This is a genomic window from Streptococcus sp. 4886 (assembly GCF_013276485.1).
Taxonomy (GTDB): Bacteria; Bacillota; Bacilli; order Lactobacillales; family Streptococcaceae; genus Streptococcus.
The window spans coordinates 100,700-113,346 of the sequence record NZ_VMLD01000014.1; the positions used below are offsets into that span (position 1 = coordinate 100,700).

General features: G+C 40.1%; 13 protein-coding genes and 2 riboswitches. All 13 genes read right to left on the bottom strand.

Translation table 11 applies throughout. The annotated features are described in order from the left end of the window. Positions 1 to 10: 10 nt before the first annotated feature. On the bottom strand, positions 11 to 643 hold the full coding sequence (gene thiE / locus HT679_RS07075) for a thiamine phosphate synthase (RefSeq protein ID WP_173213776.1): 633 nt from the start codon (positions 641 to 643) through the stop codon (positions 11 to 13). Continuing rightward, positions 636 to 1,439, bottom strand: a complete 804-nt coding sequence (locus tag HT679_RS07080) for a hydroxyethylthiazole kinase (protein WP_173213778.1) — start codon at positions 1,437 to 1,439, stop codon at positions 636 to 638. The genes thiE (HT679_RS07075) and HT679_RS07080 overlap by 8 nt, the downstream gene beginning before the upstream one ends. Further along, the gene (gene thiW, locus HT679_RS07085) at positions 1,439 to 1,963 is read right to left on the bottom strand and encodes an energy coupling factor transporter S component ThiW (RefSeq protein WP_125409352.1); all 525 of its coding nucleotides are present in this window, start codon (positions 1,961 to 1,963) and stop codon (positions 1,439 to 1,441) included. Before thiW ends, HT679_RS07080 begins: the two co-directional genes overlap by 1 nt. Before the next feature lie 4 nt (positions 1,964 to 1,967). Beyond that, a complete protein-coding gene (gene tenA, locus HT679_RS07090) occupies positions 1,968 to 2,660 on the bottom strand; it encodes a thiaminase II (RefSeq protein WP_173213780.1) in 693 nt (230 codons plus the stop codon). 10 nt (positions 2,661 to 2,670) lie between these two features. Then, complete coding sequence (locus tag HT679_RS07095) at positions 2,671 to 3,321, bottom strand: energy-coupling factor transporter transmembrane component T (protein WP_173213782.1); 651 nt, start codon at positions 3,319 to 3,321, stop codon at positions 2,671 to 2,673. Position 3,322: 1 nt separating this feature from the next. Further along, positions 3,323 to 4,708 (bottom strand): ABC transporter ATP-binding protein, encoded by a 1,386-nt coding sequence (locus HT679_RS07100; RefSeq protein WP_173213784.1) that lies wholly within the window; start codon positions 4,706 to 4,708, stop codon positions 3,323 to 3,325. Next, the gene (locus tag HT679_RS07105; protein ID WP_050108240.1) at positions 4,709 to 5,269 is read right to left on the bottom strand and encodes an ECF transporter S component; all 561 of its coding nucleotides are present in this window, start codon (positions 5,267 to 5,269) and stop codon (positions 4,709 to 4,711) included. A gap of 157 nt (positions 5,270 to 5,426) precedes the next feature. Continuing rightward, positions 5,427 to 5,515, bottom strand: a riboswitch (TPP riboswitch). A gap of 209 nt (positions 5,516 to 5,724) precedes the next feature. Then, on the bottom strand, positions 5,725 to 6,354 hold the full coding sequence (gene thiE / locus HT679_RS07110; RefSeq protein ID WP_173213786.1) for a thiamine phosphate synthase: 630 nt from the start codon (positions 6,352 to 6,354) through the stop codon (positions 5,725 to 5,727). Between the two features lies 1 nt (position 6,355). Continuing rightward, on the bottom strand, positions 6,356 to 7,138 hold the full coding sequence (gene thiM, locus HT679_RS07115) for a hydroxyethylthiazole kinase (protein WP_050262178.1): 783 nt from the start codon (positions 7,136 to 7,138) through the stop codon (positions 6,356 to 6,358). A 129-nt stretch (positions 7,139 to 7,267) separates the two neighbouring features. Further along, a complete protein-coding gene (locus HT679_RS07120; protein ID WP_173213788.1) occupies positions 7,268 to 7,936 on the bottom strand; it encodes a TenA family protein in 669 nt (222 codons plus the stop codon). A gap of 206 nt (positions 7,937 to 8,142) precedes the next feature. Beyond that, a riboswitch (TPP riboswitch) is annotated at positions 8,143 to 8,231 on the bottom strand. Positions 8,232 to 8,379: 148 nt separating this feature from the next. Continuing rightward, positions 8,380 to 9,516 (bottom strand): L-lactate oxidase, encoded by a 1,137-nt coding sequence (gene lctO, locus HT679_RS07125; protein ID WP_173213790.1) that lies wholly within the window; start codon positions 9,514 to 9,516, stop codon positions 8,380 to 8,382. A gap of 620 nt (positions 9,517 to 10,136) precedes the next feature. Further along, a complete protein-coding gene (gene lysS / locus HT679_RS07130; RefSeq protein ID WP_173213792.1) occupies positions 10,137 to 11,627 on the bottom strand; it encodes a lysine--tRNA ligase in 1,491 nt (496 codons plus the stop codon). Between the two features lie 373 nt (positions 11,628 to 12,000). Continuing rightward, entirely contained in the window at positions 12,001 to 12,633 is a 633-nt protein-coding gene (gene pyrE / locus HT679_RS07135) for an orotate phosphoribosyltransferase (RefSeq protein WP_173213794.1), read from the bottom strand. Between the last annotated feature and the right edge of the window lie 14 nt (positions 12,634 to 12,647).

Sequence of the window (12,647 nt, forward strand, 5' to 3'; positions counted from 1 at the left end):
TGAGTATTAGTTAGGAAATAATGTCATGCAACTTTGTTAAAAAGACTTGCGTTTTTGCCTCTATATCTTCTGCCTGCATCAAATCACGCACTACAGCTACTCCAGCTATGCCCGTGCCCATAAGTTGGTCAATGTTCTCTGAAGTCAAGCCTCCGATAGCAACTACTGGAATGTCAACCGTTTGGCAAATTGTTTTCAAGGTCGATATCAGAGTAATGGGCGCATTTTCCTTGGTGGTGGTTGGGAAAATGGCTCCTGTCCCCAAGTAATCTGCACCTGATGTTTCTGCTTCCAGAGCTCTTTTTATTGTTTTAGCAGTTACACCGAGGATTTTTTCAGGTCCCAAGACTTGTCGGGCAACCGAAACTGGTAGTTCATCGTCTCCGATATGCAGACCAGCAGCATCAACCGCAAGACAAACATCCAACCGATCATCGATGATCAAGGGTACCTGATAATCATCTGTTATTTCCTTGACTTGTTTTGCCAGTTGATAATATTGATTGGTTGTGAGATTTTTTTCTCGTAATTGGACTATGGTAACCCCTGAACGGCAGGCCGTCTCAACCTTTTCAATAAAGCTTTCCACGGAATCTTGATAGCGATTGGTTACCAGATATAGTCTAAGTGCTTCTCTATTCATAAACATCTCCTTTGATGGCATCTAACCAGTTTTTATCTCTTCTTAGAAGCGAAAGCTGATTGAGTACTCGGTAACGAAATTCTTCCAATCCCATTCCTTGAACAACTATTCTCTCAGCAGCGATATTGAGATAAGAGACTGCTAAGCAAGAAGCTTCAAAGGCAGTCTTTTCTTGGCTGAGAAAAACAGCTGTTAAAGCTCCAACCAAGTCTCCTGTCCCTGTTATCCAGTCTAATTCTGCACAGCCATTTCCCAGTACAGCGACCTGATTCTTCGAAACGATGAGGTCCTTGGGGCCAGTAACTAAGAAAGACATACCAGGATAGGTCTGACACCAGTCTTTCAAGACTTGAAGTAAATCCTCAGTTTCTTGGTCTTTAGCACTCGCATCGACACCAACGCCGTGGTGCTTTAAGCCAACAAGACTTCGAATTTCTGACATGTTTCCTTTAAGGACCGTGGGTCTATAGTCTAAAAGGTCTTTAACTAAGCTCTTACGAATGGATGAAGCCGTTACGCCAACCGCATCTACTACCATTGGGAGAGAAACTTGAGTTGCATAAGAAGCTGCCATACGGATTGCTTTTTCCTTCTCAGCTGACAAATGCCCCAAATTGATGAAGAATGCCTGGCTTTGCTTAGTAAAATCAAGAACCTCACGGGGGTCATCTGCCATGACAGGTTTGCATCCCAGAGCCAAAATCCCATTTGCTAGCATCTCACAAGAAATCTCATTGGTAATACAGTGAATGAGGGAACTAGAGCCTATAGGAAAAGGATTTGTCAATTCCTGCATCAGTCTATCCTTTCATCAAAAAAATATCCCTGCACTTTTTTAAAGAATTCCTGCTTGATTAAAAATCGAAAGGCAATAAAGGAAATCGCTGTACCAATCAAGGTTGCTCCGAAAAATCGAGGAGTGTAGATAAACCAGCTAAGCTTAGCAGCTGATCCTGTAAAGAGTACCATAACAGGATAGGAAACAATAGAACCAATAATACCTGTTCCCAAAATTTCTCCCAAGGCAGAAAAATAAAATTTTCGACCATACTTATAAAAGAGACCTGCTAGAAGGGCTCCAAAAGTCGCTCCTGTGAGAGCTAAAGGCGGAATCCCTTGAGTCGTCATACGGATAAAGGCTGTCACTGTAGCCATAACCAAAGCATAAACAGGTCCCATCATGATTCCCGCTAGAATATTGACTACACTGGACATCGGTGCCATTCCCTCAATCCGAAAGATAGGCGTAAGGACTACATCAAGGGCAATCATCATAGATAAAATGGTTAATTTGTGAACTTGTAATTGGTGCTTTCTCATGCTTCTATTCTTCTCCTTTTTCTAAAGACTGTAAATCGCTCTTCCATGTCTGGTGTTGGTAGGCCATTTCCCAAAACTTGGCTTCCATATGAACACTGATGTGGAAGGCATCTAGCATTTTTTTCTTGTCTGTCTCGTCACTTTCTCGATAGAGTTGATTGACCAAAGCTTCTTCCTCTCTGATCTGTTGCTCTAACTCATCCGTAGTATACGTTTCAATCCATTGTTGGTAGAGAGGATTTGGTGATGGTTTAAGATTAAGTGATTTGCCTATATCATGGTATAACCAAGGACAAGGTAGCAAACTTGCAAAGGCAATGCCCAAGTTTGGCTCTGCAAATTGCCGATAAATGTGAGAAATGTAATGATAACAGGTTGGAGCGATTGGATGTTGCTCCATTTCCTGATCGCTGATTTCCAATTCCTTGAAAAATTGTTGGCGGATAAATAACTCACCCTCCACTAGACTCTGAGCATTTTGTTTCAAGAGTCTTTTCATCTCTTGGTTTGAAGTCTTATCAGCCAAAAGGTGATAGATTTCTGAGAAGGCCTTCAGATAGTAGGCATCCTGAATCAGGTAATATCGGAAAATGGCAGGTTCTAAATTTCCCTCTTGTAATTGTAAAATAAAGGGATGATGAAAGGAAGCCTGCCAAGCTTCCTTAGATAATTCCATCGCAATATCTGTAAATTCCATAATAACTCCTTTATAAAAATAGACTGGTTTGAAGCAATAAAAAGAACAGCAGGTAGATGAATATTGTCCTTTGAGGAATATAAAAAGTCCGGTAGCTATTCTTCACCTGTGCATGTTCGTCATATCCATGCGCCGATAGAGCTCTCAGGTAAAGATGGCGCCATCTAAAGACCGTCATCAAAACCTTACTGTAAATCAAGGGCGACCAAAAATGTAGTTCTTGACCGCGTAATAAGCAAGCTTCCTTTAGGGACTTGATTTCTTTCTGGATAAGGGGAAAGGAATTGAATACCACAATCAAGGCATAGGCCCATGACCGTGATAACCCCTTTTGAGCCAAGTATAAAAGAAGCTCTTTTAGGGAAATAGAGGAAACAAAGACAAGGCCGATACAAACGGTCACAAAAGCTCTGGTACCAAGTATAACTGCTTGGGAAACATCACCATGCAAATGAACTGCCCAGTAGTTGGCAAAGGATGGCAAAATGGCAAGCAGAATCATCCAAGCCAATACTTTAAATCGACGGTAATAGAGCATAAAGAGAATACAAAATGCGACTACCGAAAGATTAAGAGCAATCGAAGGAATAAAAGATGTTTCCAAGGATAAAATCAGCAAAAAGAGACTGATAATCGGTGTCTGGGTTGCTACTTTGACCATACTATCTCACCTCCCCTTGAGTATCATTGTTCAGAGATGGGAGAGGTTTGGTAATGGTCACTTCTTTCACATGACTGAGCCCCTGACTAGTCATCTCAATCCAATAATCAACCACAGAGATCAAGGGATCCAAACGATGGCTAATGATCAGAAAACTTCTTCCTTGATTGCTCTCCTCCACAATCCACTGACAAAAATAATGGCAGGCTCTATCATCCAAACCAGCAAAAGGTTCATCTAGCAAAATCACAGAAGCCTTGCTGATCAAGATGGTCAAGAGCTGAAAAATCTTTTGCTGGCCACCACTTAATTGATAGGGACTCTTATCAAGAGCCTGCTCCAGATCAAAATATTGTAAAGCTTGGAAAATTCGCTGATTTCTTTCAGAATCAGGTCCATCTAATTGAAGTTCCTCTCGCAGACTGACTCGGATAAACTGTTTCTCAGCTTCCTGAACAACACCCGTCAGGTCACGGTACAAACTCTTTTTCTTTTTCAGGACTGTCCCCTTCCAAGTAATGCGCCCCTTATACTTTTGAAATTGAAGAATGGAGCGAAAGAGAGTTGATTTCCCAACACCATTATCACCCAAAATACAGGAAATTCCTTGGTAAAATGTAAAATTCACAATCGAAAAGAGGGGGCGATTACCAAGCTCACAAGTCGTTCGATCCATATGGAATAGTTCCGGGCTAGAAGCAACTTCCTTTGAAGTAACCTGTGTCATCTCAGAGGAAGGGATTTGAAACACTTCCCTTAGTTGTCCGTCTCTTAGCTCTACCATATGGTCTATATAGGCTTCATAGTCCGTTAAATCATGGTCGCACAAAATAACTGTCTTCCCCTTAGAGACCAACTCTTTTAGAATCTCCAATATCTCTATCCTACTCTTGCGGTCAATGGAAGCAAAAGGTTCATCCAATAGATAGACCCTAGGATTCATAGCAAAGAGAACAGCCAAGGCCGTCTTTTGCTTTTCTCCACCTGATAAGTGATGGATGGGACGGTGCAAGATGTCCTTGCAACGACATTGCTGGACAACCTCTGCTATTTTAGAATCCATTTCCTGAACGGGATGCCCAATATTTTCCAAGGTAAAAATCAACTCCTCAAACAAGCTCTCCATGGTAAATTGATGATTGGGATTTTGAAATAGAATACCAACCGTCTGGATACGTTCGATGATAGAAAGCTGACTGACCTCGCTCCCGTTTATCAGGACTTGACCGCTATAGGGAAGAGAACTGACTTGGGCAATCATTTGAAAGAGACTCGATTTTCCTGAACCACTGCTCCCAACTAACAAGGTAAAGGATTGCTCATGAAAAGTAAAATCAATCGGTTCCGAAAAAATTGGGGACTGAATCTCCCGTAATTCCAGACCCATCTATGCCTTTCCTCCAGTTGCAAACTGATGATAGAGTTTGACAATGGCACGAACCAAGATGGTACAGAAGAAATAAACAGAAATAAAACGTACCACAAGCAAGGAAAGGACAAACGGAAGTGAAAAGGCGTAGTAACCTAACTTAATGTATTCATAGATAAAGCTAACAAGCGTAATCCCAATACTATTAGCAGTTAGAGAGAGCCAACTTTCATAGCGATTTCTAGTTACGATAAAACCAAGTTCACTTCCCAAACCTTGAACCAAGCCGGACAAAAGGGCACCTAGACCGAATTGGCTACCATAAAGGACTTCAGCAAGCGCAGCTAGCACTTCTCCAATCGTTGCACTTCCGACTCTCGGAACAAAGATGGCAGCAATGGGCGCAGCCATACACCAGAGTCCAAAAAGGATTTCATTGGCAAAAGCCTGTAAACCAAGAGGTGTTAAGAGTAGGCTGAGAATATTATACACATATCCTGAACCAACGAAAACCCCACCAAAAAAGATAGACAAGAAAGCAAGCAAGATAACATCTTTTAACTGCCATTTTTTCAACATAAAAAAACTCCTTTTTTAAAGAAAAGTGGGGTGCTCAAGGTGAGCTACCAAAAGGCTTTATAGCACCTTCATCCAGTTTCGTAAAAGAAAAAACTCTAATTACAGATAGGAATTAGAGTTTAGCTTACAAGATTAGACCGTTCTTTTCGACATACGAAAAAAACTTTTCACATTTCCCTTCGCCAGTCTTAACTGTATCAGGTTCAATGGGTATCATCTCAGCCTAAAGCACCCCAAATGTCTTTATTATTTAATTGTATGATTATTATAACACACATTTTATACTAGTTCAAGAAATTGAACTGGAAATACAGCCTTGCACTCACAAAGACAGCAGATCTTTCTTTTGCAAAAACCAAATGTCTTGTTTGATAGATTAGCTATTTAAACTGAATCTGGACATATCTTTTTAGAAAAGGAAAACTTCCACTTACTTAGAATCCAAGGATAGATACCTATTGTTCACTCATTTCTCGAACAGTTTTTTCTATATTTTTTGCATACGATATTGCTGAAATGATTGAAACACCGTCAACATTGGTCTTCATAATGTCTTTAATATGTTGCGTCTGTATCCCACCAATTGCAACTAAGGGCATTTGTGGCAATAGTTTTCTCATCAATTTAAGACCTTCATAACCTATAGCGCCACCAGCATCATCTTTTGACTGGGTATCAAATACAGGACCAACACCAACATAATCTACATATTCAACTTTTGACTGTTGAAATTCTTTCTCGTTTTTTATAGAAAGACCAATTATTTTATCTGGCATCAATTTTCTAATTTCATCAACTCCAAGGTCATCTTGTCCTACATGTACGCCATCAGCGTCAATTTCCATCGCCAAATCAATATCATCATTAACAATAAACGGAACATTGTATTTTTTACAAAGATCCTGTAGTTTAATTGCTAATTTAACTTTTTCTTTACCTTCCAGGGCTCCCTCACCTTTTTCACGAAATTGAAATAAGGTTATACCACCTTTTAAGGCTTCCTCAACGACTCTATATAGATCTTTTCCTTGGCAAGTAGTCGTTCCACAAATAAAATATAGTTTTAGTAATTCTTTATGAAACATTTTACTTCACTCTTTTGAATTCCTTTACATCTTCATCTGAAATCTCGTATAAGGCATTCATAAATTCAACTTTAAATGTTCCAGGAAGATGTCCATTTGGACGTTTTTCTGCCATTTCTCCAGCGATATTGTAAACCAACATTGCTGTTTCTAATGATTTCAATTCTTGACCTTTTTCTAGTCCGATAAAGCTTGCTACCACTGCCCCTAATAAACATCCTGTCCCAATGACTTTTGGCATCATGGCACTACCATTATGAATCGTTACCACTTCTCCATTAACAGCAATCGCATCAACTTCTCCAGTCACTACTATTGGAATATGAAACTTAGCGTTGGCTGCTAGAGCAATCTCATCAATATTATCCACACCAGCACTATCTACTCCTTTAGATGCCACATTTATCCCTACTAAAGAAGCAATCTCTCCAGCATTCCCCCTAATCGCAGCTAGTTTGTAATTGTTGATTAAATCATCTGCTACTTTTTTTCTATATTCTCCTGCTCCACAGGCTACAGGATCTAAAACTGCTGGGACATTATATTTCTCTGCAATTTTCAGAGCAGCTTGGTATAATTTCCAATTATCATCCGTTAAAGTCCCAATGTTAATCAATAATCCTCCAGCATATTTTAATAGATCTTCTAAGTCTGCTGGGTACTCGCTCATAGCTGGTGAGGCACCCAGTGCTACTAATCCATTTGCTGTGAAATTTTTTACTACATCATTGGTTATGCAAATGACCAAAGGTGCTTTTTCTTTTAATAATTTTAAACTTGTCATATTGAAATCCTTCCTTTTCACTTTATACGATATACTGATTTCGATTTATCTCTATCTTTTGTTAAGAAATTTTTTTCATTTACATTGAATGATTTACCTCATCAAATTTGTAAATATCCTAAACTTTCTCTAGGCGTCATAACCAATATCAAAAAAGGCTAATTCTAAAGCGACCGCTTGATTCCAGCGTTGCTGAAGTTCTGTCAAATCTTCTCGACCTTTCCCGACACGATTGAGTTCGTCAACCAGAAATTGAACCCACTCTGCAAAGAAAGGACCTCTGTGGAGATTGATCCATTCCGAATGAATATAGGCTTCAGGTAGAGCCAAATCTTTAGAACCCCAGTCTAAATAGAGACCTTCTGCAATGACCAGCATGACCAAAAGATGAGCATAGTCTGATGAAGCCACTGCCGAATACATCAGATCCTGAAAGGCTTTTGTTACAGGGTGCAAGCTCACTTCCAGATAGTCATTCTCAGATACTTTTAACTCTTTGAAAGCCTTTTGGAAATAACCGTCTTCATCTGCTTCAAGAAAGCCTAGTTGCTTGGCAAAACGAAGCTTGGATTCAATCTGGTCTGCGTGGGCTACGCAGGCACCCAGCATGGATAAGAAGGCATCAAAGAAGTGATAATCTTGAATTAGGTAGTCTTTTAAGACCTTATTCTTAATTGTCCCTGCAAAAAGTTCCTTGACAAAACGATGATTGATTGCAGCCTGCCAATCCTTCTGACTATTTTTTAATAATTCTCCAACAGTCAAACCTGGCTCAAATGCATAAACCTGTGTTTCCATATTTATTTTTCCTCTCTTTACTCCTTAGTAATCAATAAAATACCAAGCAAAATCCTAGTTTCACTTGACCCTTTTAAAGAAAATCTAGGGCATTTGCAGAGAGCTACCTAAACAAACCTATCCAGTTTTATATAAACAAAAAAACTCCAATTACAATCAAGAATTAGAGTTGACTTACAAGATTTGATCGTTCATTTCGCCATACGAAAAAACGTTTCACATTTCCCTTCGCCAGTCTTAACTGTAGCAGGTTCAATGGGTATCATCTCAGCCTAAAGCACCCCAAATGTCTTTATTATTTAATTACTGCACCAGTATAGCAAAAAATGAAAGCTCTAGCAAGATATTTGACCGAAAAATATCTTTATATAGTTTTTGATAGCGATTTATTCTTCCAATACACGAAGAAAAACCTCCACATTCAGTGGAGGCAATCTCTTTTATCAATACAATTTTAAGTCACGTGGGTCAACTGGGAAGGTTGGGTTGTATGGATTGTGACGGAGCTTGAAGTGTTTGACATCTTCAATAGTCTGAGTTCCAGACAACTGCATGACTGTCTTCAATTCCGCATTCAAGTGTTCAAAGACTTGACGCACACCAACACTACCACCGAGAGCTAAACCATAGATAACAGGGCGACTAATAGCTACCAAGTCTGCTCCTGAAGCCAAGGCTTTAAAGACATGTTGACCACGACGAACACCAGAGTCAAAGACGATCGGCACACGTTTGTCAACTGCTTCTGCTACTTCTTGAAGTGAGTCGAAGGCAGCTGGTCCACCGTCGATTTGACGACCACCGTGGTTGGTTACCCAGATACCAGAAGCTCCTGCAGCAAGCGAACGTTCAACGTCCTCACGGCATTGTGGTCCCTTGACATACACAGGAAGTCCTGAGTATTCAGCGATAAATTCTACATCGCGTGGAGACAAGCGTTGTTTAGCTGATTTGTAAACAAAGTCCATTGATTTACCAGCACCTTCTGGCAGGTATTCTTCAACAATCGGCATGCCAACTGGGAAGACAAAACCATTACGCTTATCCACTTCACGATTACCCCCTACAGTAGCATCTGCCGTCAAGACAATCGCCTTATAACCTTCAGCCTTCACACGGTCCATGATGTGGCGGTTAATCCCGTCATCTTTACTAAAGTAAAATTGGAACCAATGAGGTGTCCCTTGGAGGGCTTCAGAAATCTCTGGAAGGTCAACAGTAGAGTAAGAACTGGTTGTGTAAAGAGAACCGAACTCATGCACACCACGCGCAGTTGCCACTTCACCTTGTTCGTTTGCCAATTTATGAGCCGCAACAGGCGCCATAATGATTGGTGAAGACAATTTTTCACCTGCAAATTCAATTTCTGTACTTGGATTTTCTACATTGCAAAGCGTATGCGGAACGATGAGTTTGTGGTTAAAAGCACGGATGTTCTCCCGTAAAGTAAAAGTATCCTCTGCTCCACTGGCGATATAACCAAAGGCTGCTTTAGGGATCACTTTTTGCGCCATGGGCTCCAAATCATAGGTATTGATGAAATCTACATGCCCTTCTGCATTGCTTGTTTTGTATGACATAAACTGTCCTCCTTGATTAAGTAAGCGTTTGCTTTTTACTATACAACTATAATAACTCTTTTTTCAATCATTTTCAAGAGTTTTGCTTAAAAACCATCTTATTTTTTCATACAATATACTATCCCTACTTTCCTTAAACTCTAAACTTTAGTCTATATTAAGTGAATCGTTGAGATTTTTTGCTGCCAGGCATTTGAACTACTTTTTTATTTGCTGATTCTATCTACTAATGCTATAAAAAACAAGTGAATAAGACACCAGAACATCCTCTAATAGGGCCTAGGGACTTATATCAATCCCATATATACTGTTTAAGCAAGATACTATCCTAGTGACGCTAACTTCCTATCCCACTTATTAATTTTTATTTATAGTGAATCTGAACAAATCAATTGGGGGATCCAAGTCAATTTCTAGTACTTTTTGAAAAGTTTCAGCGTACTATCGTAAAATGAAATAAAACATGCGCAAATTGATTAGGGAATTTAAACCAATTTCTAACAATGTCTTAGAAATCAAAGTGTACTATTTCAACTTCAACACACTATACTTCATTTTCTCCTTAAATTCAGTCTCTTTTTGCATCAAAAAACCTCTGGCAAGAGCCAGAGGATAAGTGCTTATTTCATTGTTGGAAAGAGCAATACGTCACGGATAGTAGTTGTATCAGTGAGGAGCATGCAGAGACGGTCGATACCGATTCCCAAACCACCTGTTGGTGGCATACCATATTCAAGGGCTTCGATGTAGTCGTAGTCGATACCTGTTGCTTCATCATCACCAAGTTCTTTGGCTTTGGCTTGGGCTTCAAAACGACTAAGTTGGTCGATTGGGTCGTTTAGCTCAGTAAAGGCATTACCGTACTCCTTAGTCATGATGAAGAGCTCGAAACGGTCAGTAAAGCGTTGGTCTTCAGGATTCTTCTTAGCCAGTGGAGATACAGCTACTGGATGTCCATAGACAAAGGTTGGTTGGATCAAGGTTTCTTCAACAAACTCTTCAAAGAAGGCATTGATAATGTGACCAACTTCAGTATAGTGTTTCTCAACTGGAACTTTCTTCTCAGCAGCGATAGCTTTAGCTTCTTCCAAAGTCATGTCTTGCCAGAAATCTACACCAGTAATGTCTTTGATAGCATCCACCATGTGAACACGTTTAAATGGTTCATTGATTTTGATTTCAGTACCTTGGTAGTTGACTGGACCATCGCCCTTAACTGATTTAGCAGCGTGTTGGATAATACCTTCAGTCAAGTCCATGATGTCTTGGAAGTCAGCATAAGCTTGGTAGACTTCGATAGAAGTAAATTCAGGGTTATGAGTAGCGTCCATTCCTTCATTACGGAAGATACGGCCGATTTCATAGACACGCTCCATACCGCCAACGATAAGGCGTTTCAAGTGAAGCTCAGTCGCGATACGAAGCACCATGTCAATGTTTTGGGCATTGTGGTGGGTGATAAATGGACGGGCAGAAGCACCACCAGCTTCGTTGTGAAGAACAGGTGTTTCCACTTCAAGGAAACCTTTTTGATCAAGGTAACGACGAATTTCAGAAATGATTTTTGAACGAGTGACAAAGCGCTCAAAGCTTTCACGATTCGAAATCAAGTCAAGGTAACGTTTACGGTAAATTGTTTCAACGTCTGTCAAACCATGGAATTTCTCAGGAAGAGGACGAAGAGCCTTAGACAAGTGTGTGATGTGAGTAGCCTTGATAGAGAGTTCTCCCATATCCGTACGCATCACTTCACCTTCGACACCAAGGAAGTCACCAAGGTCTGCTTTTTTGAAGATTTCGTAGTTTTCTTCACCGACAGCATCCTTACGAACGTAGATCTGGATTTGACCTTCGCGGTCTTGAAGGTGGGCAAAACCTACTTTACCTTTACCACGTTTGGTTACCAAGCGTCCTGCGATAGTTGCTGTTTCATTTTTATCATGTAATTGTTCTTTATCGAGGTCGGCATATTTATCTTTTAATTCTTGTGAATTTGCAGTACGTTCAAAACGTTTTCCGAAAGGATCGATTCCTTGTTCACGGAGCGCAGCCATTTTTTCACGGCGAACGATCTGCTGGTCATTTAGTTCTTCCATATGTTCTGTAGACATGGGATCCTCCTAGTTTTACTCAAAATTGAATACGATGAGTCATTTTTTGCGATACTCCCATTTTATCATAAATAAGCAAGAAATTCACGGATAATCTTTCAAAACTAAAAAGAACTTGACGCTAAAATCACTGAAAAGACTGGGATAAGCAAGAAATTTCAACATCTCAGAAAAGGAAATCTGACCATGTTTATGGATTATACTTTAACCCTTGTAACTTTCATGACGTGTGCTACTTTTTATATAAGAGCAAGCCAAGCAAATCTAAAACTTAAACAATTGACGTAAAAAACATTAACAACTTGAATCTTGCCATTCATACACCTGATATGACAGAATAGTATAATTTTTAACCTTTTAGTCTTTTGATTTTTTACACCTCTTGCCAATTTTCTTGGTCTTCTTTAAATCGTTTTAGAAGGTCGAGTCCTTCTGGTGTGATATAACCTTCTTCTTGGGCTAGGTGAATGAGTTCACTATAGTTAGAAAGCGTTACTAGTTTGACACCTGCATCTGAGAAGTTCTTATCTGCTTTTGGCAATTGGTAGCTGAAAATCGCTACAACACCGAGAACCTCTGCTCCTTCTCGCTTAGCTGCTGCCACGGCCTCGAGAACAGAACCACCTGTTGAAATAAGGTCTTCAACCACTACCATTTTTTGACCTTGAGCTACACGGCCTTCAATTTGATTACCAGCTCCATGGTCTTTTGGTTTGCTACGGATGTAGGCAAATGGCAGGTTCATCTTGTCAGCAATGATTGCTCCGTGAGGAATCCCTGCTGTCGCAGTTCCTGCAATCACCTCAACCTCAGGAAAAGCTTCTTTGATAGCTTCCACAAAGCCATTTTCAATTAGGGTACGAGTTTCTGGATAGGCTAGTGTCACACGATTATCAGTGTAAATAGGTGACTTGATGCCAGATGCCCAAGTGAAAGGCTCATCTGGTTTGAGGTAAACGGCTTGGATTTTCAAGAGGTGGCTAGCGATATCTTTAGCAAGTGTCATGGTCTTCTCCTTTT